This window comes from Hymenobacter qilianensis, from assembly GCF_014638675.1.
In the GTDB taxonomy this organism is placed as follows: Bacteria; Bacteroidota; Bacteroidia; order Cytophagales; family Hymenobacteraceae; genus Hymenobacter; species Hymenobacter qilianensis.
In genome coordinates this window covers 803278-827804 of the sequence record NZ_BMFN01000001.1, presented here as the reverse complement: position 1 = coordinate 827804, position 24527 = coordinate 803278, and the positions used below count along the sequence as shown (strand labels likewise).

Genomic DNA, 24527 nt, shown 5'->3' with positions numbered 1-24527 from the left:
AAGCGATGGAGGAATTACTAGCGACATATGCTCTGAGCGATGGGAAAATTCGCTCTCTGCAACTAGGGCTTGAATATACTTCAGCTAGCAATTCTCCGCTTCGGCAAGCTTCAATTGCTCTACAGGTTCGCAAGAAAACAGCAAACGGAAAGCTGAAACCTTGCTTATTACAGCTTAAACTGATTGGCATTCGAAAACTAGTTTTCAATGAAGAGTTTGATTCCTGCTATTACTCTGATGTGATCTTCAAAAAGTTAGAAAATGGCCTATGGTATCTTTCATTAGATCCATCTGGAAATTCTGGAGAGCCTGATGAAGAAGACAACATGGTAGTAGTGGCCGAATCGGTAGAGGTGGAAGAAGGAGCACAGGATAAATTCTTAAGTATACACGACCTTGACAACTCCTAAATCCATAGTACTTCTCGGCGGCGGGGCCCGTGAACACGCTATGGCGTGGAAGCTGACCCTCGATGGCGCTACCGTGCACGTGCTACCTGGCAACGGCGGTATCCCGAATAGTCACCCCGAAATTAGCCCCCTAGACTTCCCAGCAGTAGAGAATTTCTGCCGGGAACATGATATCAAGCTTATCGTGGTGGGCCCCGAGGCTCCGCTGGCGGCGGGCGTAACAGACTACTTCGCCAAAACCGATATTCGGGTGTTTGGGCCAACGCGGCAGGGAGCAGTACTGGAGAGCTCTAAGGTGTGGAGCAAAAAATTCATGCGCCGCCACGGCGTAGCAACGGGCTTATCCTGGACGTTTCGCAGCGACGAGATGCAGGCCGCCCGCGCCAAAGCGGCCGAGCTGGGGGGCAATTTGGTAATCAAATACGACGGCCTGGCTGCTGGCAAAGGCGTGTATGTATGTAGCTCTGTGGAGGAAGCCAACGAAGCCCTGACCGAACTGCAAGCCCAACACCCCGAATGGTTTTCGTTTCTGCTGGAAGAAAAACTGAGCGGCCCCGAAATCAGCATTATCGGCATCACCGATGGCAACCGCATCCGGCTGCTGGCTCCGTCGCAGGATCATAAGCAGCTGTTGGCCGGCGACAAAGGCCCCAACACGGGCGGCATGGGCGCTTACTGCCCGGTGCCTTTCGCCGATGACAACATTCTGGCCGCCATTCGCCGCGACATCGTGGACCCGACCATGCGCGGTCTGCAAGCCGAACCGTTTGAGTTTAAGGGTTTCATCTACTTCGGCATCATGCTCACCCCGCAAGGTCCGAAGCTGCTGGAATACAACGCCCGCCTCGGCGACCCTGAGGCTCAGGTGCTACTGCCGGCTCTGAAAAGCAGCTTGTTGGAACTCATAGAAGCAACGCTCGACGGCAACCTGGCCCAGACGACAGTGTGGCAGCGCAATGGCACCTTTATAGGGGTGGTGCTGGCCTCGGGTGGCTACCCGGCCGCCACTTTTCCAACTGGTTTTCCCATCACTGGCTTGGACGACAAAGCCAATTTTGCCCCCCAGACCCTGATTTTCCACGGGGCTACGCGCCGCCAACCCGACGGGCAGCTCACTACAAGCGGCGGCCGGGTCCTGACGGTGGTTTCGCGGGGCCACGATTTGGAAGAGGCTGTGCAACAGGTGTATGCCGAGTGCAAAAAGGTTACCTTTGAGGACGCTTACTATCGCTCCGATATCGGCCAGCGTCCTGTTCCGGAGCTGACAGCCGCTAAATTTTAGTCCCTTACTAAAATGAGCCACTCCTCTTCCCCCAGCGAAAACCAGCCGCCGTCTTTCCTCCCCGAGGGAGCGCGCGCTCAGCAGGTGCGGAGCTCCGGGAAAGAAGGCGAGCGAACCACCACGAAACGCAAGCAGCGGCTGGCCATTTTGCTATCCGGTCGCGGCTCCAACATGGTGGCGCTGGTAGATTCTGTACAAATGGGGGCCCTGAGCGAACTTGCGGAGGTAGCAGTGGTGTTCAGCAACCATCCGGACGCGCCGGGCTTAGCTACGGCCGCCGCGCTGGGCTGCCAAACGGCTAGCCTGGGTTCGGTGGGCTACAAGCGGGCCGATTATGATGCAGCCGTGGTGCAGGTACTACGCGAGTATGAGCCTGACTATCTGGTGCTAGCCGGCTATATGCGTATCCTTTCGCCGGTATTGGTGCGCGCCTATGCCGGACGCATTCTCAACATTCACCCCGCCGATACTCACCTCCACCAGGGCCTGCACGCTTACGAGTGGGCCTTTGAAAACAAGCTTCCCGAAACAAAAATCACCGTCCACCTCGTGGATGAGGGCCTCGACACCGGCCCCGTCCTGGCGCAGCGCCCCGTCGATCTGCGGGGGGCAAATACGCTGTCGGAGGTAGAGCGCCGCGGCTTGCTCGTAGAGCATGAGCTGTACGCCGACACGCTGGTACGCTTGTTTCGAGGCCAGATTTCCCCTTCCACCCCCGCCAGCTGCCCGGCTACCCCGCCTGACAACCGGCAACTGACAACAGAGAATTGATATGTGCGGAATAGTTGGTTTTTATGGTCCGGAGCCAGTAGCGGCGGACATTGTAGTTGGCCTGACAGCCCTACAACACCGCGGCCAGGACGCGGCCGGCATCGTCACCTTCGACGATAATTTCCATCTCTGCAAGGGCAACGGTCTCGTCAATGACGTGTTCAAGCCCAAGCACGTGAAGAAGCTAAAAGGCAACATCGGCATCGGCCATGTGCGCTACACCACCCAGGGCTCCAACGATTCGGAGCTGGCCCAACCGTTCACCACCAGCTACCCTTTCGGCTTGGGCATGGTGCACAATGGCAACGTGATCAACTTTCGGGAAGTCGCTCAGCGCCTGCACGATAAATACCACGTGCTGCCCAAAACCAGCAACGACTTGGAACTGATCATGTACACCTTCGCCTCGGAGCTGCGCATCAAAGACCTAGACCGCCTCTCAGTAGTGGATATTTTCGACGCCGTTGAGACCACGCAGGAGTTGGTCAAGGGCGCTTATGCTACCATCACCGTTATTGCCGGTCACGGCCTGCTGGCCTTCAACGACCCATTGGGTATTCGCCCTTTGGTGCTCGGCTGCCGCCAAACGCCCGAGGGCCCGGTGTATGCCTTTGCTTCTGAGAGCACCTGCTTCGATTATCTGGGCTTTGACTTCGTGAAAAACGTAGGGCCAGGGCAGGCGGTGTTCATTGATAAAAACCTCAAGATTCATTACAAGAACCCCTACAATGTGCCCAAAGCGTTCTGCGTATTTGAGCACATTTACTTCGCCCGTGAAGACTCCGTTATTCATGGCCGTCTGGTAGCGCGGGAGCGTGTACGCTTAGGTAAGATACTGGCCCGCAAGGTGATGGCAGCCGGGATTGAGCCTGATATGGTAATCGATGTGCCCTCGTCGGGCTACTTTGCTGCTTCCGGCTTGGCCGAAGCCATTGGCGTGCCCTACCGGCGCGGACTGGTGAAAAACAACCACATGGGCCGCAGCTTCATCGTGAGCAGTCAGGCGGGTCGCGAGGATGTGGTGAAGAAAAAGCTCAACCCCATCCGCGAGTTTGTGGAAGGCAAAAAAGTGGCTGTGGTCGATGACAGCATCGTGCGCGGCACTACCTCGCGGCGCATCGTGCGCATTCTGCGCGAAGCGGGTGCGCTTGAAGTATACTTCATCTCCTCCGCGCCGCCCATTGTCAGCCCCTGTATCTACGGCATTGATATGGCCATGAGCACCGAGCTGATTGCCGCTAACTACACGGAGGAAGAAATCTGCCGCTACATCGAAGCTGATAAAGTTATTTATCAGGATTTGAGCGACTTGCAGGAGCTTTTCGCCGAGGAGCGCGGCCACGGCGGCTGCTTCGCCTGCTTCTCCGGCCGCTACCCCACCGGCGACGTGACCAAGTACCTGCGTCACATTCAGGAGGAGCGCGAAAGCCACCGCACCAAGAAAGACCGTCAGCAAGTAGTGTCCTCCGTAAGCGCAAAAGCCCCCGAGCCGACAGAGCATTAGAACAACCAACTCCCTTCCTTAGATGAGGTTGCGCATCAAGCAAGGAGGGGACGCGGCGGCGCAGCCGACGCTGGGGTGGTTGACCGGCGTTGCTGATGTTGATTTAGTAAACAGGTATATAGAACGTCATGCAGAGCAGAGCGAAGCATCTCGCGTGCTGACATTGGATTACTAATCTTACTAAACACGCGAGATGCTTCGCTCTGCTCTGCATGACAGACTAAACAATTAATACAACGACCTCAACTACCCCAGTCTCCGCTACGCGGGGACGTCCCCTCCTTGCTTGATGCGCAACCTCATCTGAGGAGGGGAGCTTGCTAAGTACTATTCCAACGATTACCTCACGCTCTATGTCCACTGCTTCCCCCAAACCTGCCGGCTACGACATCGACCTCGGCAACGCCTGCTCCCGCAACGCCTACGCCTGGGCCAAGAAAACCTTCCCCAACCGCGCCGGTGAGCCCGGCGAGCCAGCGCAGGATCTGGACGGCGGTTTCTCCAACGAAATTCGCTTCGGGCAGGAGCGCCTGGGCATCAGCTCCGACGGCATTGGTACCAAGATAGAAGTAGCCGAGCGCGTTGGGCGGTTTGATACCCTGGGCTACGACCTCATTGCCATGGTGGCCGACGACCTGATTGCCGGCGGCTTCGTGCCCAGCAATCTGTCGAACATCATCGACGTGAACACCCTGGATTACGACGTAATAGATGAGCTGATGCGCGGCTTGCACGACGCGGCCAACTTCAGCCGGATTGCCGTGACTGGGGGCGAAATTGCCGAGCTAGGCAACCGCATTGGCGGCTGGCCCGGTGCCCGCATGAATTTCAACTGGTGCTCTACGGCTGTGGGCGCTTTGCACCCATCGCTAAAAAGCCCCCTGAGCGGTGCCACCGCCCAAGCCGGCCACGCGGTCGTATCGCTCCACTCGCCCAGCTTCCGTTCCAACGGCTTTTCCCTGGCCCGCCGTACCCTGCAAAGCCTCTACGGCGACAACTGGCACACGGCACCCTACACCGGCACCGACGCCTCCGAGCTTGGTAATACCTGGGGCGAAGTGCTCCTAGCGCCTTCCCTCATCTACGCGCCCGCCGTAGCCCGCCTTCTCGACGCAGGCTTGACTTTGCACGGTATCGCCCACATCACCGGCGGCGGCATTGCCGACAACTTCCAGCGCGTACTCAAAAACAACGGCGTTGGTGCCGAGTTGGATAATCTGTTTGAGCCCCTGCCCGCCATGCAAAAGCTCACCAAGCTAGCCGGCATCTCGCCCGCCGACGCTTACCTCTACTGGAACATGGGCAACGGCATGCTGCTCATAACTGACGAAGCCCAAGCCGCCGCCGTCGTAAGCCAGCTGCAAGCCGATGGCTACCAGGCCCAAGTGGCAGGCCGCATCACTGCCGCGCCTGGCATTAAGCTGAAAGTGGCGGCTGGTGAGCTGACGTATTAAGCACTGTTAAGCAATAGTATATAAAAAAGCCCCCCAACTGATATTGGGGGGCTTTTTTATGAAATGAACATTATAATATTCTGTTCAAAATCGCCCGTCATGCAGAGCAGCGCGAAGCATCTCGCGTGCTGATGCTGGATTACTAACCCTACTACCGCTGGCGAGATGCTTCGCGCTGCTCTGCATGACGGGCGATTATTTACGTCTACTCGGAACAGCTTTAGTAGCCAAAAAAGCCCCCCAGACATATGTTGGGGGGCTTTTTTATGCTGGCATAGCTAACCTAAGCGGCGTGCCGGGGCTCGATATCGAAGCCTGCTTGCGATACGGCTTTCATCACCTGCTCGGGAATGACGTTTTCGCCCTCCACGGTCAGGATTTTGTCGGGGTTGTTGGTGTCCACGCTCCACTTCTGCACGGTAGGTTCGGCATCAAGGAAAGGCGTGACGGCGCGCAGGCAGTTGGCGCAGTTGATCGAGGTTTTGAATTGTAGGGTAGGCATAGGAACAAGAGTTGAGCCGCTTCGGCAACTGAGTAGTTTCAGCGGCGGGTGAGATGCTGAGGTAACAGCGGATGTGCTACAAAAGTACCAACGTGAATAAAGCCAAGAGGTATAGGCTTTGGCTGGGGAAGTGTAGAGTTTTGGCGTAATTCCGGCTGTCAGTTAATCTCCTGTGTCAAGCTATACGCTCTTTCTATGTCACAACTTATAAAGCAGCTTCAATTGTTAGAAGCAGACAGATTCGTGTCTGAAGATGATGAAGAATATCAGGTCCAATTACTACCAGGTCTGACAGATGAGCAGGTAAGAGCATTTGCCGAAAGTATGCCCCAAGGGCGACTTTCTGCTGATATTCAGGAGTTGTTACTTTTTACGCGAGGTTTCGAGTTTTCTCCTCTCGAGGAAATCCTTTTCGATGCGTTTAATCAGTTTGGCCTAGAAGAACTGTTTCCGAACTCTATACAACTCGCTGGTGATGGTTTCGGAAACTTCTGGATCTTAGATATAAACCAAACAGGGCAGTGGGGAAGCGTCTTTTATGTCTGCCACGATCCAGCAGTGATAATTAGACAATCAACCGATTTATGCGAATTCCTACGCCACATTCAGGAATTTGGAAAGCTGGGAGCCGATTCCTGGTTAGATCAAGTTCACGGGCAGATCAGTTCTAGTATTTGGCTGGAGAGAAAAACTTCAAAAGGAATGACCAGAGCACAAGTAGCTAAGGTGTCAAGTGATGCAGTGGTAAGACAATTTTCTTCAACAGTCCCAGCCGATTATCTCATTGCCGACTTACGGGTAGACTCCCCAATACTGGGATTTGCTTGGGATACAATTTCGGCTGACGGCACTAGCAAAGTGCGTAAGCATACAACAGAGCCAATATGGGCTTTTGAGCCAGCACTCAAGCGAAGCTGGCTAAGTCGCTGGTTCAAAAAATAAATGATTTTGACTACGCCGGCCGTACCGCCCGCTTCTCCAGAATAAGCTGCATGCGGAAGTTGTTCAGGCTTTCTTCCAGTCCCACCGGATACACGTGCGGGTTGAGGAAGCGCCGGATGCTGGGGTCGAGGGCTGCTACTTCGCGCTGGGCTTTGGTGCGGCTTTCCTCTAAGGTGGGCAGCTCGGCCACCAGCTTGCCAGCCCGGAAAACAGGCTCCAGCAGTTCCCGAAACTGAGTGGAGCGAATGGGGCGGCGGCGCGTAGGGTCGAGCGGGTCGACGATGGTGAGCTGGTCGGGGAGAGGCTCGGCCGTGTTGTAAAGCATATCGGCGCGGGGCTGGCCCTTTTCTGTTTCGTAGCGCCGCACCTGCAGGATGCCGGGAATACTGGTTTTGGCGAGCTGCTCGGAAAGCTTGATGGTGTAGTCCCAATCGGCATCGGCCGTCTGGCGCAGGGCGGCCAGCTTATAAACGCCCCCCAGAGCCGGCTGGTCGTGAGCCGTGACGAGCTTGGTGCCGATGCCCCAGGTGTCGATGCGGGCGCCTTGCTGCTTGAGGCTGGTGATGAGGTGCTCGTCGAGGTCGTTGCTGGCTACGATGCGCGTTTTCTGAAAGCCGGCTTCGTTGAGCAGGGCGCGGGCTTCGCGGCTGAGGTAAGCCAGGTCGCCGGAGTCGAGACGAATGCCCCCCAACTCGTGGCCGTTGGCGCGCATCTGCCGGGCTACGCTGATGGCGTGGCGCACGCCTTCCAGGGTATCGTAGGTATCCACCAAAAACACGGAATCGTCGGGGAAAGCGTCGCCGTAGGCCGTGAATGCAGCTTCTTCTTCCCCAAATGACTGCACCCAGCTGTGGGCGTGGGTGCCGCGCACCGGAATACCAAAGCGCTGCCCGGCCATCAGGTTTGATGTGCCATCGACGCCACCCAGATAGGCCGCCCGGCTGGCGCTCAGGCCGCCATCGAAACCCTGTGCCCGCCGCAAGCCAAACTCAAACACCTGATCGGAGCCGGCGGCTTCCCGGATTCGGGCGGCTTTGGTGGCAATCAGCGTCTGGAAGTTGACCAGCGTGAGCAAGGCCGTTTCCAGCAGCTGCGCTTGCAGCAGGGGGCCTTTTATGCGCAGCAGGGGCTCATTGGCAAACACTACCGTACCCTCGGCAATGGCGTCTATATCACAGGTGAGGCGTAAGGTGCGCAGGTATTCGAGAAAAGCCGGCTCAAACAGGACCGTGTCGCGGGTACCGCGCAGGCTGCCCAAGTAAGCCAGGTCATCTTCCGAGAAGTGAAAGTTCTCCAGCCAATCCACGGCATACGCCAAGCCAGCAGCTACGGCGTAACCGCCACCAAACGGCGGCTTGCGAAAATAGAGGTGGAAAACAGCTTCCTGATCTTGCTTGCCCTGCTTCCAATAGCCGTAAGCCATGGTAAGCTGATACAGGTCGGTGAGCAGGCTGAGGGAGGGGCCGTACAGGCCGGAGAGGGGCGCGGAGTTCATGTGCCCAAAGTACGAGGAACCCGGCAGTGAGTTGTGGTCTGGAAAGTACGATGCTGGTTGACTACAAAGAACAAACAGAGCCATCAAACCGCCGCGTGGGTGGCTCAATGGCTCTGCTTTCTATCAATGCTAAGTATGTCAGATAATTATAGCGCGTAATCCTAATTCAACGTAGCTTATAATATAAGTTATTGATATATAAATATTTATGATAAAGCTACACCCCAGCCGGCCGTCGTGGTAGTAGGGGCTGGTTTTTCTGACTGATGGGCTGCATGGCAATAAAGCTCTGCATCAAGGAGAGTAGGAACGATGGGCGGGCAGGCTGTCGAAGGCGTTGTTTTAAGGCTTTCCTGTACGTCATCCGTAAGGTGGCAAAGCACCAGCTGCGTGTTGCGCCGCCGCAGGCGCTGGCAATAGCTGGTCAGCAAGGCCAGCGCACGGCCTGATATATGGCGTAATGAGCTACAATCGACCCAAATACTGGGCTTGCCGCTGCGAGCGGCCTGTTGTAGGGCACGGGCTAATCCGTATTCTTCAGGATGGCTTGGGTCTTCAGCTAGGATAAGCAGGTAGCTTTCAGGCAGGATTTCGCGGTAAATCTCCATTAGGAGTAGATAACTTCAGTCGTTTTCAGGCTGTGCAGCCGAGCTACACAGAAGGCGGGAGCAGCAGGAAGGGGCCGCGCGAAGCGGCAACGGGGAGCCAAGGGGGCCAGACCAGTTAGTCTGGTACCATTACTTACCTAATATGGTCCGCCAACCTGGGTCGAGGCAGTGCTAATGAGAAGCTGCCCGAAGCGGAAAAAGAAAGAGCTATCTGGCTAAAGAGCCATGACACTAATGACACATCATCAACGAGGATAGATGCGTAGTCGTACAAATTTAGGAATAGGAATTAACTATAACCTCAGGCAATATACTGGTTTTCAGTGTAGTTGCTCCTACCAGGTTCTAGGTATTTGTAGTATACGTATCTATACTTAGGGCTCAGTATTATAAAAAAGGAGTGGCAACATCGCTGCGCCACTCCTTTGTACTCTTATTATTTTAAGCCGATGCCAGATCCTGATTCGCTGGCCCTATGAGGAGTTTGCCCAGCGCATCGAACCGGGAGCCGTGGCAGGGACAGTCCCAACTGCTTTCCAAGCCGTTCCAATGCACTACGCACCCTAGATGCGGGCAGATGGCGGAACACTCGTGCGTCTGGCCTTTGGGGTCGCGGTACACAGCTACTTTCGTGAGGCCGCGCCGCATAACGGCCCCGGAGCCGGGCTCTATTTCGTCGATGCTTGAAACGTCGCCGCCGGTGAGTAGCTCGGTGTATTCGGTAGCGACATTCAGGTTTTCCTTTACAAACTCATACGCCGACGCCGGACGCAGGGTCACGCGGCCGGGATCGTAGAGGTCGGCCCAGGGATTAGGGCGGCCCTGAATAAGATCGGTGACAATAATGCCCCCCAGCGTGCTGTGGGTCATGCCGTGGCCCGAGTCGCCGGTGATGATGTACACATTGTCTTTGTCCAGCGGGTTGCGGCCGGCGTAGCCCAGACTGTCGCTGGGTTCCTGCACCTGCCCCGACCACGCGTAGTCGATCTGCTGCACCATCGGGAACCGTTGGCGGGTCCAGTCTTCGAGGCGCTGCAAGCTAAGTTCGGGGTCGCCCTGGCCTACTTTATGGTCTTCGCCGCCTACTAGCAGTAGGTCGTAGCGGGGCGCGCCGCCGCGTGGGCCTTCCGTTATTTCCTGCAAGCGAATGTAGTGGTATGGGTCGGGCGTATCCCAGTACAGTGCCCGCGTCACGGAGCCTTTCGGAATGCGTGCCGCGATAGTATACGTGCGGTAAGGCGACTGCTTGGTGTGCATCACTACGCGGTCGTTTACGGGCGTATTAGTAGCCATTACCACGGCTTTGGCGCGCACCGTGTGGCCGTCGGCCGTTGTCACGCTGGCTTCGGAGCCGCCCTGCACCTCCGCTACGTGGGTATTGGTGAAAATTTGCCCCCCACGGCCCTTAAAGCGGCCAATAGCTTCGGCTAGGCCATAGAGGTATTTCAGAATATGAAACTGGCCTTGGTCAGGAAACAGCAGGCACTCACCGGTGCGAAAGCCCTGAGTGGGAGAATCGGAGAGGCGCTCAACGCCAGTAAGACCGGCGCGGTGGGCGGCTTTCAGCTCTTTATCCAGCTCTTTGGGGCTGCCATCTTCAGGCAGAAACAGGTAGCCGTTGAGGCGCGTAAAGTCGCAGTCGATCTTCTCTTCCTGTATAATGTGCTCAATCCGGTCGATGGCAGCGCTATGACTTTCGGCGGCCAGCCGGGCACCTTTTTCCCCAAATAAATGCTCCAGCCGGGTGTAGCGGTCGTCGAGGGCGTTGGAGAGGTGGGCCGTGGTGCGCCCCGATTCGCCGCTGGCCAGCTTCCCGCTTTCCAGCACAATTACTTTCTTGCCTTCGCGCAGCAGCAGGTAAGCCGTGGTAAGCCCCGCAATGCCGGCACCGACCACCACCACATCGGCAGTCATATCCTGGGTAAGGGAGGGAAATTCGGGCGCGGCGGCAACGGTGCCAAACCACGAGGATTGGGTAGCGGCGGAAGTCTGTTTCATAGAAATAGATTGGCGTGGGAAATGGTATTCAGGTTGTACGCCAAGCGGATAGGTCGAGTTTGGGCATAATGCCTCCTCACAGGGCGGGGCAAGGCAGCGGTAGGCTACAAATGCATCTCGGGCGGAACGGGTAGCTGGTATTTTTCGCCGGCACTCAGAAAATGCAGACGCAGGTCGCGGATGGTGAAGGGTGTATTGGGGCTGATTTCGTAGATATTGTTACTGGTGCATTCATTCGCTTCCAGAACGGTAACCAAACCGCTGCCAATTACTTCCAGATCGTAGCCGTTGCGTACTAATATCGCGGTGTCTTCTTCCAGGCCGAGCCCCAAACAGCCAGGGTTAGTAGCAATAATCTGGGCCATGCGGGCAATACGGCCCCGCGCAATAAAGTGGGTATCAATGGCTACGTCGTGCATAAACTGTAGCCCGGTAGTAATGGAAATTTCGCCTTTGCGAAAACCTGCATCGTTGAGGCCCTGATAAATCATGGGCGTAGACAAGGCCGCGGCCCCGGCACTGGTGCCCCCAACAAGAATTTCATCGTAGGTATAACGCTCTTTTAGCCGCACCAGCATTTTGGTGCCACCCAGCAGGCCCGTCAGGCGAAGCTGGTCGCCGCCTGTAAAGTAGAAGCCAGTAGCCTCATTGATCAAATTGAGCGTCGCCTCGCTGTTGGCATCGTCCCGCTCGCGTACATCCAATACCTGGACCCGTTTGATACCTAACCGGGAAAATATTTCCAGGTAGTCTTCCGCCGCCTCCTTGGGTTCACTAGAGGCAATGGGTAACACCAGAATCAGCGGGTCGTTGCCTTTGAGCTCCTCGCAGAAACGCTTCAGAATACCTTCCGGCGCAAAGTTGAGGTTTTCAGCTTGGTTGGAGCCCTTTTCGGGATCTTCACCTTTGTTTTCGTGGCCCCCTACGGCCAGCAACATGCCTTTTGGCGTGGGACAGGTGTTTCGGTGGCCGCTTGCTAAAGCCCGGGTGGGGTGAGTAGGGGCGGTTTTCTTCTTTTGGGTAGGCATAATAAGCAGGAGTAGGGGAGGATGATGCTAGACAGCATGCTCATCCTGCATGCGTAAATCAGCCGCTTTGAGTTGCGCGCCTTTCTGGCCCTGCCGGCAGCCTCACAAAAACGTGGTTGGGGGGCTTTTTTTAATTGCTTTTCAATTAAAGGCTGTCAGCCAAACGATTAGACAGATGATTGGTCTTCAGGATTATAAAGGCCAACTCAACAGTCATTGGTATTTACTCAGCAAAAAATACGTACTACTCTCATGTAAAATAGGTATGTATTCGGTGGCCCCTCCGGGCTTATTCCCGTTTATTCACTACTACTAAAAAAGCCCCCCAGCGCGTGCCAACGCGCGCGGTGGGTGTAGTATCCACTCCCGCCACCGCAGACTCTAGATAATAGAGGCCTTTCTGCGCTATGAAAACAACCAGAATTACCGGAAACAGCAGCGGCCGCCAGATATCTGGCGGCCGCTGCTGTTTCCGGCGAGCTATCTGCTCTGCCTCTATTCGATGAGCCCTTCGCTGACGGCGAACTTGATGAGGGCGGCGGTGTTTTTGGCCTGGGTTTTCTCGATGATGTTCTGGCGGTGGGTTTCGATGGTGCGCTTGCTGGTAAAGAGCTTGTCGGCAATCTCGGCGTTGGTCAGGCCCTCGGCAATGAGGGTGAGCACCTCCAGCTCCCGCTTCGATAGGTCGTTGGCTTTGCGGGTTGCGGTGTCCGGGATCGGGCCGCTTGCAGTTACCTGCTGAAGCAGATTTAACCCTATCTCGGTGCACAGATACTGCCGGCCCGACGCTACCGTGCGGATGGCGTGGGAAATTTCGGCTACGTCGGCATTTTTGAGCACGTACCCGGAGGCGCCGGCATTCAGCATCCGTACCACGTAGTTGGGGTGGTCGAGCATAGAGAGAACAAGCACTTTTACATCCGGGAAATCACGGCGCAGGTGCGGCATTGCCCCAAAACCGTCCATAACGGGCATATTCACATCCATCAGCACTACGTCGCAGGGAGTGGTGGCCAGCTTATCCAGCAGCTCCTGACCATTGTTGGCCTCAGCCGTAATTTCCAATCCAGCATCTTCGGTAAGCAGCGCACGAATACCATCACGAATGATAGCGTGGTCGTCGGCCAGAATTAATCTAATCATAATACAATAGCATAGTTGGCAAAAAAGGCCAGTGAGGGAGAACTATTCAGGCACAACGTCAACTATGGTAAAATCGGTCCTTTGCAAAGGAAATGAACTCGATGAACAGGAACTTAAATGTAGCGTTTCAGTTCCAAAAAATGAGGTAGAGGCAGCTACTTATAAAGCAGGGTGGAGCTCCGAAAATGGCCCCCAATGGCTTGTGCTCCCTTGGGTATTTGCTTACTCACTAATCAGTTTCGGCGTTGTCTTTGGCAGTGCCTTTTTAGCTGGGATGAAGCGTTTTAAGGCATTAAATGTTTTGGATCATAGGCCGAATAGCCTGCTTATAAGCCCATAAAAGCCCCCCAGCGGCGAACAAGCCGTATGCGGCCGTGCCCGCCCCGATTGCTGGGCAAACGGAGCAGGAACAGCCCCAATTATTTATGCGGGTGTATTATGAGCTAATAAGCTGCACTAAACTGATTAGCTTGCGGCAACTACAGGCTTTGGCAACCGAAATTGCTTGCTGAAGTTGGGGTGCTTATTTTGTGAAAATTCGCTGCCAACACTTGGCATCAAAGCTCAAACAACAGCGCCTCATTTCGGTTAATATTCGCACTCCCGTTATTCTATCTACTATTCATGATCCGCATCATTCTTATAGATGATCATGCCATTATCCGCGACGGCATCCGCTCCCTACTCCGCGAAGAACCCGGATTAGAGGTAGTAGGGGAGGCTGGCAGCGGCGAAGAATTGCTAACTACCTTGGCTACCACCCCCTGCGATGTGGTGGTGCTTGACCTGAACATGCCCGGCACCGATGGCTTTGCCACGATTCCGCAGCTGCGCGAGCAATACCCCGAAGTGCGGATTCTGGTGCTGTCGATGCTGGATAATGAGCGCTACGTGGCCCAGGCCATTGGTTTGGGCGCTTCGGGCTACGCTCTAAAGAGTACCGGCCGCGCCGAGCTGCTTTACGCCATCAAGACCGTAGCAGCGGGGCGGCCTTATCTGTGCACCGTTATTGGGCTGGCACTGCTGCGGAAGATGCACTCGCTGGAGTCGCCTAGTAGTGCTGTTGCTCGAGCTGCCAGCGGTCTATCGAAGCGGGAGCTGGAGGTGCTCACCCTCATTGCCGAGGGCCTGACCAACGCCGAGATTGCCGACAAGCTCTTCACCAGCAAGCGCACGATCGAAACCCACCGCCAGAACATCATCGAGAAAACCCAGGCCAAAAACACCGCCGCCCTCATCAAATACGCTGTGAGTCAGGGCATGCTCACTGATTAAAAAGCCCCCCAGCGGCAGAATTCAGAACAGAGTAAACCGAAAAGACCTTTCCAGCGGAAAGGTCTTTTCGGTTTGTAAATCTCGAAGAACCACCGATTTGTTGACAAACACGTCGGGCGCCGGCCCCGCAAAACGCCTTCGTGCCATAGGTGACATCTGATGAGAAAACCTGCAAGGGGTGCTTACAGCTTATCCTGCCGGATAAGGCCCCGATATACCTGCAGCAGCCGCGGCTGCGGCACTCCCAGCCAATAAAGCAGCGTCAGGAATGAAAACACGGCCTGTAGCCGAAAAACGCCGTTCTGCAGGTATTTGCGGGCAGATGTGGTAACCGTGCCGGGCAGCACCCGAAACAACCCATGCCGCCGCAGCCGCCCCACTATTTCCTGGTCTTCCAGCATGATCAGGTGCGTGCGGTAGCCCCCGGCTCGCTCAAATACCGCTCGGCGCACAAATAGGCTCTGGTCGCCGAACCGCACGGCATCGACATTGAAGCGCGTAAACCAGCCGCTCAGCCGCAGAAACCAGTGCGGGTGATTGAAGGCCAGGCGGTAGCAGCCGCTGCTGTAGCCATGCGGCCCCAGCGCGTGCCGGATATCGGCTAGAAAACCAGGCGGCGGATATGTATCGGCGTGCAGGAAATAAAGAATTTGCCCCCCAGCCGCAGCCGCCCCATAGTTAAGCTGGGCCGCGCGCCCCTTCTGTGGACAAAGAACCACGCGTGCACCGGCTTGCCGCGCCAGAGCGGCCGTATCATCAGTGCTGTGCCCATCCGCCACAATGATTTCTGCCCCCGCATCCGGCCCGCACACCGCGCTCAGATACGTGAGCAGCTCTCCTATGCAGTCCGCCTCGTTGAAGGTGGGAATGATAACGCTGATGGTATCCGGAGCAGATGAGCCGTGAATCATGGCGGGCCTGGGCACGGTTAGCTGGAAGATTATGCTTTAGAAAATAAGTGCTGAAATATACCTCATGCCTGACACTGGCCCGCTACGCCTACCTGAAGAGCAACCGGTCTGGTTTATAAGTAACCATGGTTAGGTAACATTTCGTTATAAATAATATTGAAATATTATAAATAAATGGTAGATTCATAAGTGCGTTGAAAACTTGATCCAAGTGTTTTGGCAGTAATTAATGGTAGCGCCTACTAATTGCACAGGAGGATGTTGGGAGGTAGCAGATAAACATGGGTATTGATTGCAAGTGATTAGTGAACAGTAGATTAAACGATTTATTTATCTACTCATATTCAACCTGTATTGCCGCCCTATTTGATACTCATTTATGGCTCCCTTTGTCCTCTATATCCAGCGAACTATCAAATGCCTGGCGGCTCTCCGCCTCTCATTAGCCCGGCGCTATAAACCAGCACAGATGGTTCTGGGCAGTATTGTACTGCTCCTGCCTGTTTATACTTCCTCAGCTCAAAACCTCTCGGGCTCAGGCAATAAGCTGGCCTTTAATGGCCTGAATACCTACATAAATTGTGGGACCAGCAACCGCGGCATCACCCAGCGCGTGACGGTGGAAGCCTGGATTCGCACCACTAGCAGCGGCAATCAGTGGGTTGCCAGCAAATACCTGAATTCCTTGACAGAAAAGAAAGGCTTTCACCTGTATATAAGTAATGGCCAGCTCTACTTTAATGGGTACACCAGCGGGGGAATATCGGTATCGTCGGGGGCCTCGGGTACGCGGGTCAATGATGGTCGTTGGCATCATGTAGCCGGGGTCTGCAATCTGAATACCTGGCAGGTGTATGTAGATGGCGTACTGGAAAACAATGCGACTTATCCGTTCCTGACGGCAGATTTGGCCACGAGCTCAGCCCTGGCTATTGGCGTATACATCGCTCAATCCGAAAACCTGTTTCAGGGTGATATTGATGAAGTCCGGGTGTGGCGCACGGCGCTTACTCAGGACCAGATTAGGGCGAATATGTGCCGCAAGGTTTCGCCCGTGCCCGACGAATTAGTGGCCTATTATTCCTTTGATCAAAGGGCAGGCGCTGTTGCTATTGACAAAGGCAGCGACCCAACCAACGGCAGACTTATCAACTTCAATAACGACGCCTGGCAACCCTCCGGGGCCGCCATCGGTGATGCCAGCACGTACGCCTACGGCCCTGATCTGGGTGCCACGCGCCTGCGACTGGCAGCAAACAATGGGGACTCGGCTATTGTGACCAACATCACAACCCAAACGGATGGGGTGCAGCTTTATGCCGTAAATGAAAAGCCAAGCGAAGAACCAACCGAGGGCACTAGCGCCGACGTGTACTTTGGCGTATTTAGCCGGGGCAATTCCGGTACCTATGACTTCCGGCTTCGTCCGGCCGCTGGCTTGAGCGGCTCCACTATCTACACGCGGCCCGCTAATGATGGTATATGGACAACCACCGCCGCCGTACCAACGCCCAACTCTCTGCTGCTTGTCCAGCAGCGTTACCGCGCCGAATACATGCAGGCCAATGTGCCGCTGCCGGTGGAGCTGACGGCCTTCTCCGCTCGTCGTGCCGGCCCCCTGACGGTCGCCCTCACCTGGCAAACGGCCTCGGAGCAGAACAGCGCCGACTTCACCGTGGAGCAAGCCCCTGACGGCTATACCTTCACCCCACTGGGCAGCGTAGCCGGACAGGGTACCAGCAGCCGGCCCCACGCTTATAAATTCACTGCCTATCCCGCGCCGCATGCAGCCTACTACCGGCTGGTACAGCGCGACCTGGATGGTACGCTGGCTTACTCGCCCGTCGTATTTGTTGGGGCGGCCGATGACACTCCCGCCGTGGCTTTGCAGCTCGTGCCCAACCCGGCCCACGACCAGGTGCGGCTGCCTGAGCTAGGTCCTGAGGCGACGCTTCAACTGGTGGATGGGTTGGGCCGGCTGGTGCGTACGGGTACGGGTGCGTTGCTTTCCCTGCGGGGGATAACGCCGGGGCTTTATATACTGCAAGCTGCCACACCTGGTCGGGCCCCACGCACGGCTCGCCTGCTGGTAGAGTAAGATTGTAGGCGGTATTCCCTCATTTTCCCGATTGTCTTCACAAAACGAATAATGCTTTCAGGCCAAGGCCGTGCGAGGAAGCGACGCAAGGTCGTCCGGCAGATTTATTACAAAAGCCTAATCCTCAGCGTTATGATATGAAAAGCCAAAACCCGTTTTCTACCTTAGAAAACGGGTTTTTATGTGGCCCCGGCGAGAATCGAACTCACATCTAAAGTTTAGGAAACCCTTATTCTATCCGTTGAACTACGGGGCCAGATGCGCGTGGGGAGTAAAGGTAGCCCCAAACCATCGGCTCAGCCAAACCCGGCGCCGGGGTGCCTGCGTATAGGCGGCAGGCGCGGCGGGTGTTGCGCCGTTCGTTTTAAGGTTTTTGGGTATAGTATGGGCTTACTGGAGGATTTGCACGCGTCGCGACGGGCAGCAGGTAGCGGGCGAAAATTGCCCCCCGGTGCCGACGACGATGGGATGCAGCCGGCCCTGCTGTTTATTCCGGATATCAGCGGCTTTACGCGCTTCATTGAAGCTTCGGAAAGCCCCCTGGCCCCTTTTCTGATTGCCGACCTGCTCGAAATCCTGATCGAAGCGAATACGCTGGATATGGAGGTGTCGGAGATTCAGGGTGATGCTATTCTGTTCTATCGGTTGGGGCCGCCGCCGCCGGTGCAGGAGCTGGTGGCGCAGTGTCGCCGCATCTTCCTCGATTTTCAGAATTACCTCCGCTTGGTGGAGCGCGACAACGCCTCCGAACTAGGCGCTGCGCTGCGCGACAACGATCTGACCCTCAAAATAGTAGTGCACTATGGCCGGGTGAACGTGGCGCACATTCGGGAATTTACCAAGCTAATGGGCCGCGACGTTATTGTGGTGCATCGCCTGCTCAAGAACAATATCAGCGGCGGCGAATACCTGCTGCTGTCGGAGGGCTACCTGAAAACGCAGAGCCTTACTGACTTGACGCGTAGCTTTTCCTGGACGCGCCTGCTAGGGGGCAAAACCAACTACGAATATCTCGGCGACATCAACTACCGCTACGCCCACCTCACGCCCCTGCGCCTGTTGCTCAACGGGCATCACTCGCCCGATGGAGCGCCCAGTGGCCGCGGCAACTCACTGAAAGTGCGCCACACCGTGCGTGTGCCCGCGGCTTACGCCCTGCGGCTGGTGCGCAATCTGCGCTTGCGCTACAGGTGGCTGGAAGGCGGCACCGCAGTATACTACGACCTCAGCAAAGCCGACCGCCTGGGTACCAGCTACAAGGTGGATATCAACAAGGGGCAGATCGACTTTCAGACGGTGCAGAGCTTCCAGGGCGAGGAGCGCATCGAGTACGTGGAGAAAATCTCGCACTTCCGGCTTTTTCCGAATTCCCTGCTATTCTTCTTTATCGAAGCCGTGGACGAGCGTTCCTGCCTCATTACCCTCGATTTTCGCTACGGCTACGTAGCCAGCCCGCACTCTCTGATTCGCTTCGGCCAACTGCGCCGCGTGCACCGCTTCTGGGGTCGCTCTCTTCGTAATCTGGTTGCTCTGGGCGAGCGAATGGCTAAGGTGTCAGTAAAATAGCTATGTTTTTAGGTTCATTACCAACAAAAAAGCCCCCCGATTGAGTCTGGAGGGCTTTTTTGTTGATGAATAAAGCATCGGCGCTACGCTTTATATAATAGCACAATACCGAATGACAACGCCGTCAGAATCAGACCCACCATGAAGATGGTGTAGCTGATGCGCAGCAGTCGATATTTACGGCTGAGCACCTCGCCCAGATAGTAAATATCGGTTATCATGTTGGTGTACATCAGGTCTTTATCGCGCATCAGCTCGTACATGCCGCCCTGAAAAGCATCGAGGCTGAGCTTGGTGAAGTTGCCGAAAAACAGGATGTTGATGCGGCGGTTGGTGGCAATGGCCGGGCTTTTCTTCAGCCACTTAAAGGTCGTTACGTCGGGTTGGGCCGAGAGAATAGCCGATACCACCGAGCCCAGCGCCGTGGCTACCAGCAAGCCCATAGGCACCGTCAGGATAGGATTGCGGGTGAAAGCCGGCCCGATGGACGACGTTTTGGCCCCCAGATAAGTAATCAGGATAGACAGGATAACCGCGTTCAGGCTGATCATCATGTTGGCCTTATTATCAGCCATTTGCGAGAGCGACACGTGGTTGTCGTACGTCGTTCGAAACATGGTTTCTACGCCGCGCTTGCCCTCGGCGAAGTTGCCTTGTACCTCCTCTTTCTTCTTCTTTTCCTTTTTCTCGATCTTCTTGAGACGATCCTTCTGATCCTTAATGTTCTGCTTGTATTGCTCGCCGTAGCGCTCCTTGGCCGCTTGCGACCGGAACTTGGACGCCACCAGGAAATCAAGCTGAATTTCTGCCCACTCAGTGTTCGAATAGCTGCGGCCTAATATGGTTTCCCACTCCGCGCGCATGAGCTCACCGGAAGCGGAAAAGTCTTCCCGACCCAGGCTGCACAGGTCTGCATCTACGAGTATTTGCTGCATCTCCGTTTCGCGGGGCTCGTCGCGGTGGGTTGCCCTGATCAGATCCTGAACTACCGCAATGCGGTCGGCGGGGTAGCCCTGCGCCTGTAGCCATTCCCCGGCCCGCTCCATGCTGCGGTACTCGTGGCCGTCATACGTATCTATATAGCCTGTATCATGAAACCAAGCGGCCAGCTCCAGTGCTTCCTGGTCGCTTTCGTCCAACTCAGACGCTGCCCCGAGCGCCCGGACCTCCTTTACCGTGAGATTGGTATGTTTGAGGGAATGATAAACAAGCTGCTTAGGCAACTTTTCCTCGAAAAGTGTCGTGATATAAGCCTTAGCCTGCCGCAGAATTTCTGCTTTAGCCTTTTTTATAACTGGGGTTGTCTCCATGAGGGAAGTTGAGATGCCGGGCTGACGGGAGGGATGCACCCATAGCTCCTAATTGGCTTAAAACGCGAATTGGTTCCTGAGGTTTTTTGCAATAGCTCAACCGCACAGCGTCTGCCTGCGTAGGGCATGCCATTGCAGCGTCTCATGATGAGCTAATTCTGTAGTCAGCCACTTGAATTTTAAGTTTACCAATTTTTAATTAAACTTTTAGTAGGTTTTTTTAACTTCGGTAAACCTCCGATTACAAGCTATTTTTGCTTTCAAAATCTTTACAATAGCTGTTTATACTTCCTTATGAGAAGGTTTACTCTGTCTTGTTATCTGCTGCTTATGAGCTCGTTTGGCTTGCCCACGACCATGGCGCAGACTACTCAAGCTCCCCATCCCGAACGCCCCAACTACAATCATGGAGGGGAAAACTGGAAAACAAAAACGCCCCCCCATAGCAGTACCCTGCGCTACTCTGTATTTCTGATTGGTGACGTTGGCGCCCCGGAACTAAAAGAGCCAGGTGAGCCCTCGCTCAACTTTATGCGCCGCGAGATGCTCGTTGCCGGCCCGAAAAGCACGGCCATCTTCCTCGGCGACAACATTTACGAGTACGGTCTGCCCGAGGAAGGCGCCTACGACCGCAAGGTTTCGGAGCAGCGTATCACCGCCCAACTCGATATTCTGCGCGACTACGAAGGCGAAAAATACATGGTTCCGGGCAATCATGACTGGAAACAGGGAAACAAGGGCAGCTTAGAGCAGGTAAACCGGCAGCAGCGCTTCGTGGAAGACTACATGATGCGCGACTCGACGGCCTTTTCCTACACCGGCGACTTTTTCATTCCCCGCGATGGCTGCCCCGGCCCTTTCGAGGTCCGATTGCAGGACGACCTGGTAATGATTGCCATCAACTCGCAGTGGTTTTTACAGACTAAGGAGCGGCCTTACGGCTCTAATAGCGGCTGTGGTGTAGCCAACGAAACGGACTTTTACACCCAGCTCGAAGACATTATTCAGCGCCACAAAGACAAGAATGTGATGGTAATTGCCCACCATCCACTATTCTCCGATGGTATTCACGGGGGCTTTTTCACCCTTGCCGACCATATTTTTCCGCTGTCTATTGTCTATAAATACGCGTTTGTACCCTTCCCCGTCATTGGCTCGGTTTATCCATTCGCCCGCAAGTACGGCGGCATAAGCCAGGATATTCCGCACCCTCTGTATCAGGCCTACAAAAAGGGCCTGATGGATATCTTTCAGAAATATCCGAACGTGGTGTATGCCAACGGCCACGAGCATAACCTGCAGTATTTTAAGGTAGATGCTACCCACTTTATTACTAGTGGCTCGGGCTGCAAAACCCAGCACGTGCGCACCGGCCGCGATGCCGGCGCCATGTTCTCCGACAAGGAGAAAGGGTTTTCCCGGGTTAATTACTACGACAACGGCGAAGTCTGGACGGAGTTCTGGGTGCCCAATGGCAATGGTGAAAATGGCCGGTTGGTGTTTCGGTACCCTATGTATGCTAAGCAGTTGCCTCAAGCGCTGGCGCAGGCCCAGACCGATTCGACCAACGCCTCCAACGCCCTCGGCCCTCGCCGCGACTTCCGCGACAGTACCGTAACCCTGGCCGTCAACCCGCGCTACGCTCAGCGCAGCCGGTTTTTTCGTACCTTCTTCGGCGACCACTATCGCGCCGAATGGGCCACGCCCGTTCGCTTCCCCATCCTCGACTTAGCTACTGAAAAAGGCGGCCTGACGCCCTACCAGATTGGGGGCGGCAAACAGACCGCTTCGTTGAAAGTGCGCAACGAGGAAGGCCGCAACTACACGCTGCGGGGCATTAATAAAGATCCTTCGGCAGTTTTGCCGGAGTCGCTGCGCGACGGCGCGGCGAAGGACATCTTGCAGGACCAGATTTCAGCCCAGCATCCCTATGCCTCCTTTGTGCTGCCGCCCCTGGCCTCGGCTGCTGGCATTCTGCACACTAACCCGGAGATGCGCTATATCCCGCAGGACCCGCTGCTGGGCCAGTACTACGAGCGATTTTCAAACACGCCAGCAGCCCTTGAAGAAGACCCCAAGGATGACCAGAGTGACGTAGCCTCGTTGGGTAATGCTACCAACTTAGTGGGCAGCGACCGGGTGCTGGAGCGCCTCATTGACGACAACGATAATAAGGTGAAGGAAAAAGCCTTCGCCCGCTCGCGCCTCTTCGATATGTGGATCGGCGACTGGGACCGGCACGAAGACCAATGGCGCTGGGCCGAAAAGAAGGATGAAGAGGGCGACCGAACCTTCACGGCTGTACCTGAGGACCGCGACGTGGCCTTCTTTAAAGGTGATGGCATTTTGCCTTACCTGATCAGCCGGGGATGGGGCATTCGTAACTTCCAGAATTTCGGCTACGACTACGCTGACTATAAGGGTCTTAACCTGACTGCTTTGGCCAATGACCGGGTGTTTCTGGCCTCGGTAACCAAGGAAGATTGGGTGAAGCACGCGCAGGAAATGAAAGCGGGTCTCACCGATGAGGTGATTGAAAATGCTTTCCGTGAGCGTTGGCCGGAGCAGATCTATAAGCTGCACGGTCCCGAAATTATTGCCAAGCTGAAAAGCCGGCGGGAGCTGTTGCCGGAGTTGGCAGCCAACTACTACGAGGTAGTTTCCAAGATTACGGAGGTGAAGGGCAGCAGCAAGCGCGAAAAATTCGTGGTAGATCGTCTGCCTAACGACAAAACCCGCGTGACGGTGCAGAAGATAAACAAGGACGGTGAGTTCACTAAAATCCTCTACGACCGCACCTTTGATAATAAAGTCACGCAGGAAGTGCGCTTGTATGGTTTCGCCGGCAACGATATTTATAACATCAACGGCGATGTGAGGGATGGCCTCAAGCTGCGCATTATTGCCGGCACCGACCGCGACTCGATTGTAGACAAATCGAACGTGCGCGGCATTGAGCACCAAACACATATCTACGATGCCGATACCGGCAACGTCATCATTAAGGGCCGCGACACCCGCCTGCGCCTGGAGCCCGGTATCGATGTGAGCCGCTACGATAACCCGAACCGTGCCGACCGTAAAGATTACCGTCTCGATTATCTGGGGCCGGCGCTGTACTTCGGCTATAACGTGGACGACCGGCTATTCTTTGGCGGTGGTATTACCTACCGCAACTATGCTTTCCGGAAGGAGCCTTTCGCTTCGGATCAGTCGTTGGTAGCCAACTATTCGCCTTCGCAGAAAGCGTATAACGTGCGTTATAAAGGCCAGTTTACGGATATGTTCGGTAAGTACGACCTGAACGTGACCAGTCAGCTTTATGGGCCGCAGCTGCTTTACAACTACTTCGGTGAGGGCAACGACACGGACAATATTCTGGAAGACCGGGAAGGCCGCGTCCGCAACCGCGACATCAACGAAACCTACCGCATCCGCTTTTCGCGCTTCTACTTCTCGCCAGTGCTGGAAAAGGATGTGTTTAGCTTCCTCAAAATCGGATTTGGCCCCCAGTACGACCAGTTCCACGTTGAACGTAACCCCATTGGCAGCGAGATTGACAAAGGCCTCGTTGAAGACAACGGCGTAAGTGGGGCCGCTGTCGGCATCCGCTCCTCCGACTTTGGTATGAATCGCTATGCTGGGGGGCGTTTTTATCTGAACATCGATGCCGCCAGCTCCCCCAAAAACCCGCGCATTGGTCTGCGCTGGTACAACTCGGCCGAGTATAACTTCCAGATGAACGGGGAGCGACTCAACTTCGGGCGCCTAGCCTCGGAGTTCCGGTTTTACCTCACTCCCAACTTTCCTTTCCAGCTCACCTGGGCCGGCCGAATTGGCGGGGCGCGCAACCTCGGCGACTATCGGTTTTATCAGGCCAATACGCTGGGGGGCACCACCAACCTGCGCGGCTACCGCCGTACACGTTTTGCAGGTCGCAGTACTGTATATGCCAACGCCGAGGTGCGCCTTCAGCTCTTTACGTTCAACGCTTACCTCTTCCCGGCCAAAATCGGGGTGATGGGACTTGCGGACGCCGCCCGAGTGTATAGCCAATACGATGAGCGCACTGGCTTGGGGGCCTTTCATACCGGAGTAGGCGGTGGCGTGTGGGCCGATATTCTAAAGCAGGTGGTAATTAATGCTACTTATTCAGTAGGTGAAGAGAACCTGGTTTTTGTGGGCTTCGACTTTCTATTCTGACGGAATAGCAACGTAAAGAATGGCCAG

At 55.4% G+C, this 24527-nt stretch carries 19 protein-coding genes and 1 tRNA gene; 11 read left to right on the top strand and 9 right to left on the bottom strand.

Annotated elements, in window-relative coordinates; genetic code table 11:
* The first annotated feature begins 5 nt into the window (after positions 1 to 5).
* The 5 genes from IEW06_RS03435 (at position 6) to IEW06_RS03415 (ending at position 5421) form a co-directional block, all read left to right on the top strand.
* Positions 6 to 410: a hypothetical protein gene (locus IEW06_RS03435; RefSeq protein WP_187733884.1), complete on the top strand. Its 405-nt coding sequence runs from the start codon at positions 6 to 8 to the stop codon at positions 408 to 410.
* Positions 397 to 1692 (top strand): phosphoribosylamine--glycine ligase, encoded by a 1296-nt coding sequence (purD, locus tag IEW06_RS03430; protein WP_262891915.1) that lies wholly within the window; start codon positions 397 to 399, stop codon positions 1690 to 1692. Before IEW06_RS03435 ends, purD begins: the two co-directional genes overlap by 14 nt.
* Positions 1693 to 1704: 12 nt before the next feature.
* On the top strand, positions 1705 to 2463 hold the full coding sequence (purN, locus tag IEW06_RS03425; protein ID WP_188547441.1) for a phosphoribosylglycinamide formyltransferase: 759 nt from the start codon (positions 1705 to 1707) through the stop codon (positions 2461 to 2463).
* A gap of 1 nt (position 2464) precedes the next feature.
* Positions 2465 to 3967: an amidophosphoribosyltransferase gene (purF, locus tag IEW06_RS03420; RefSeq protein ID WP_187733887.1), complete on the top strand. Its 1503-nt coding sequence runs from the start codon at positions 2465 to 2467 to the stop codon at positions 3965 to 3967.
* A gap of 353 nt (positions 3968 to 4320) precedes the next feature.
* Positions 4321 to 5421 carry an AIR synthase-related protein gene (locus tag IEW06_RS03415; RefSeq protein WP_188547439.1) on the top strand — a complete coding sequence of 367 codons (1101 nt, stop codon included), beginning with the start codon at positions 4321 to 4323 and terminating at the stop codon, positions 5419 to 5421.
* A 283-nt stretch (positions 5422 to 5704) separates the two neighbouring features.
* Here the strand turns inward: IEW06_RS03415 and IEW06_RS03410 are convergent, their stop codons facing one another.
* Positions 5705 to 5923, bottom strand: a complete 219-nt coding sequence (locus IEW06_RS03410) for a heavy-metal-associated domain-containing protein (RefSeq protein ID WP_187733888.1) — start codon at positions 5921 to 5923, stop codon at positions 5705 to 5707.
* A gap of 195 nt (positions 5924 to 6118) precedes the next feature.
* Here IEW06_RS03410 and IEW06_RS03405 point away from each other — a divergent pair, with 195 nt between their 5' ends.
* Positions 6119 to 6865: an SMI1/KNR4 family protein gene (locus tag IEW06_RS03405; RefSeq protein WP_187733889.1), complete on the top strand. Its 747-nt coding sequence runs from the start codon at positions 6119 to 6121 to the stop codon at positions 6863 to 6865.
* Positions 6866 to 6875: 10 nt separating this feature from the next.
* On the opposite strand, the gene IEW06_RS03400 is transcribed toward IEW06_RS03405, so the two are convergent.
* The 5 genes from IEW06_RS03400 to IEW06_RS03380 form a co-directional block, all read right to left on the bottom strand.
* Positions 6876 to 8360: a nicotinate phosphoribosyltransferase gene (locus IEW06_RS03400; RefSeq protein ID WP_187733890.1), complete on the bottom strand. Its 1485-nt coding sequence runs from the start codon at positions 8358 to 8360 to the stop codon at positions 6876 to 6878.
* A 206-nt stretch (positions 8361 to 8566) separates the two neighbouring features.
* Positions 8567 to 8968, bottom strand: a complete 402-nt coding sequence (locus IEW06_RS03395) for an STAS domain-containing protein (RefSeq protein WP_187733891.1) — start codon at positions 8966 to 8968, stop codon at positions 8567 to 8569.
* Positions 8969 to 9409: 441 nt separating this feature from the next.
* Complete coding sequence (locus tag IEW06_RS03390) at positions 9410 to 10966, bottom strand: FAD-dependent oxidoreductase (RefSeq protein ID WP_187733892.1); 1557 nt, start codon at positions 10964 to 10966, stop codon at positions 9410 to 9412.
* A gap of 104 nt (positions 10967 to 11070) precedes the next feature.
* The gene (locus IEW06_RS03385) at positions 11071 to 11994 is read right to left on the bottom strand and encodes a cyanophycinase (RefSeq protein ID WP_187733893.1); all 924 of its coding nucleotides are present in this window, start codon (positions 11992 to 11994) and stop codon (positions 11071 to 11073) included.
* A 495-nt stretch (positions 11995 to 12489) separates the two neighbouring features.
* Positions 12490 to 13137, bottom strand: a complete 648-nt coding sequence (locus IEW06_RS03380; RefSeq protein WP_187733895.1) for a response regulator transcription factor — start codon at positions 13135 to 13137, stop codon at positions 12490 to 12492.
* Positions 13138 to 13201: 64 nt separating this feature from the next.
* Here IEW06_RS03380 and IEW06_RS20670 point away from each other — a divergent pair, with 64 nt between their 5' ends.
* Together IEW06_RS20670 and IEW06_RS03375 are read left to right on the top strand one after the other, a co-directional pair.
* Positions 13202 to 13477, top strand: coding sequence for a hypothetical protein (locus IEW06_RS20670; protein WP_187733896.1), 276 nt, complete (start codon positions 13202 to 13204; stop codon positions 13475 to 13477).
* Positions 13478 to 13761: 284 nt separating this feature from the next.
* Positions 13762 to 14412, top strand: coding sequence for a response regulator (locus tag IEW06_RS03375; RefSeq protein ID WP_188547437.1), 651 nt, complete (start codon positions 13762 to 13764; stop codon positions 14410 to 14412).
* 182 nt (positions 14413 to 14594) lie between these two features.
* On the opposite strand, the gene IEW06_RS03370 is transcribed toward IEW06_RS03375, so the two are convergent.
* Positions 14595 to 15338: a TIGR04283 family arsenosugar biosynthesis glycosyltransferase gene (locus IEW06_RS03370; RefSeq protein WP_223284842.1), complete on the bottom strand. Its 744-nt coding sequence runs from the start codon at positions 15336 to 15338 to the stop codon at positions 14595 to 14597.
* Positions 15339 to 15702: 364 nt separating this feature from the next.
* Between IEW06_RS03370 and IEW06_RS03365 the strand changes: the two genes are divergently transcribed.
* A complete protein-coding gene (locus IEW06_RS03365) occupies positions 15703 to 17421 on the top strand; it encodes a LamG domain-containing protein (protein WP_187733897.1) in 1719 nt (572 codons plus the stop codon).
* A 184-nt stretch (positions 17422 to 17605) separates the two neighbouring features.
* On the opposite strand, the gene IEW06_RS03360 is transcribed toward IEW06_RS03365, so the two are convergent.
* Positions 17606 to 17677, bottom strand: a tRNA-Arg gene (locus IEW06_RS03360).
* 146 nt (positions 17678 to 17823) lie between these two features.
* Between IEW06_RS03360 and IEW06_RS03355 the strand changes: the two genes are divergently transcribed.
* On the top strand, positions 17824 to 18987 hold the full coding sequence (locus IEW06_RS03355) for a DUF2652 domain-containing protein (RefSeq protein WP_188547435.1): 1164 nt from the start codon (positions 17824 to 17826) through the stop codon (positions 18985 to 18987).
* Positions 18988 to 19070: 83 nt separating this feature from the next.
* Here the strand turns inward: IEW06_RS03355 and IEW06_RS03350 are convergent, their stop codons facing one another.
* Positions 19071 to 20297: a Pycsar system effector family protein gene (locus IEW06_RS03350; RefSeq protein WP_187733900.1), complete on the bottom strand. Its 1227-nt coding sequence runs from the start codon at positions 20295 to 20297 to the stop codon at positions 19071 to 19073.
* A gap of 330 nt (positions 20298 to 20627) precedes the next feature.
* Between IEW06_RS03350 and IEW06_RS03345 the strand changes: the two genes are divergently transcribed.
* Positions 20628 to 24500 (top strand): bifunctional metallophosphoesterase/BamA family protein, encoded by a 3873-nt coding sequence (locus IEW06_RS03345; protein WP_188547433.1) that lies wholly within the window; start codon positions 20628 to 20630, stop codon positions 24498 to 24500.
* The last annotated feature ends 27 nt before the right edge of the window (positions 24501 to 24527 follow it).

What these genes read in the sequence shown, in the direction of transcription:
- IEW06_RS03345 (WP_188547433.1), top strand. Translation starts at nt 20,628, where the DNA reads ATGAGCTCGTTTGGCTTGCCCACGACCATGGCGCAGACTACTCAAGCT.
- IEW06_RS03375 (WP_188547437.1), top strand. Translation starts at nt 13,762, where the DNA reads ATGATCCGCATCATTCTTATAGATGATCATGCCATTATCCGCGACGGC.
- IEW06_RS03385 (WP_187733893.1), bottom strand. Translation starts at nt 11,994, where the DNA reads ATGCCTACCCAAAAGAAGAAAACCGCCCCTACTCACCCCACCCGGGCT.
- IEW06_RS03415 (WP_188547439.1), top strand. Translation starts at nt 4,321, where the DNA reads ATGTCCACTGCTTCCCCCAAACCTGCCGGCTACGACATCGACCTCGGC.
- purF (WP_187733887.1), top strand. Translation starts at nt 2,465, where the DNA reads ATGTGCGGAATAGTTGGTTTTTATGGTCCGGAGCCAGTAGCGGCGGAC.
- IEW06_RS03390 (WP_187733892.1), bottom strand. Translation starts at nt 10,966, where the DNA reads ATGAAACAGACTTCCGCCGCTACCCAATCCTCGTGGTTTGGCACCGTT.
- IEW06_RS03435 (WP_187733884.1), top strand. Translation starts at nt 6, where the DNA reads ATGGAGGAATTACTAGCGACATATGCTCTGAGCGATGGGAAAATTCGC.
- IEW06_RS03410 (WP_187733888.1), bottom strand. Translation starts at nt 5,923, where the DNA reads ATGCCTACCCTACAATTCAAAACCTCGATCAACTGCGCCAACTGCCTG.
- IEW06_RS03400 (WP_187733890.1), bottom strand. Translation starts at nt 8,360, where the DNA reads ATGAACTCCGCGCCCCTCTCCGGCCTGTACGGCCCCTCCCTCAGCCTG.
- IEW06_RS03395 (WP_187733891.1), bottom strand. Translation starts at nt 8,968, where the DNA reads ATGGAGATTTACCGCGAAATCCTGCCTGAAAGCTACCTGCTTATCCTA.
- IEW06_RS03350 (WP_187733900.1), bottom strand. Translation starts at nt 20,297, where the DNA reads ATGGAGACAACCCCAGTTATAAAAAAGGCTAAAGCAGAAATTCTGCGG.
- purN (WP_188547441.1), top strand. Translation starts at nt 1,705, where the DNA reads ATGAGCCACTCCTCTTCCCCCAGCGAAAACCAGCCGCCGTCTTTCCTC.
- IEW06_RS03365 (WP_187733897.1), top strand. Translation starts at nt 15,703, where the DNA reads ATGGCTCCCTTTGTCCTCTATATCCAGCGAACTATCAAATGCCTGGCG.
- IEW06_RS03405 (WP_187733889.1), top strand. Translation starts at nt 6,119, where the DNA reads ATGTCACAACTTATAAAGCAGCTTCAATTGTTAGAAGCAGACAGATTC.
- IEW06_RS20670 (WP_187733896.1), top strand. Translation starts at nt 13,202, where the DNA reads ATGGTAAAATCGGTCCTTTGCAAAGGAAATGAACTCGATGAACAGGAA.
- IEW06_RS03380 (WP_187733895.1), bottom strand. Translation starts at nt 13,137, where the DNA reads ATGATTAGATTAATTCTGGCCGACGACCACGCTATCATTCGTGATGGT.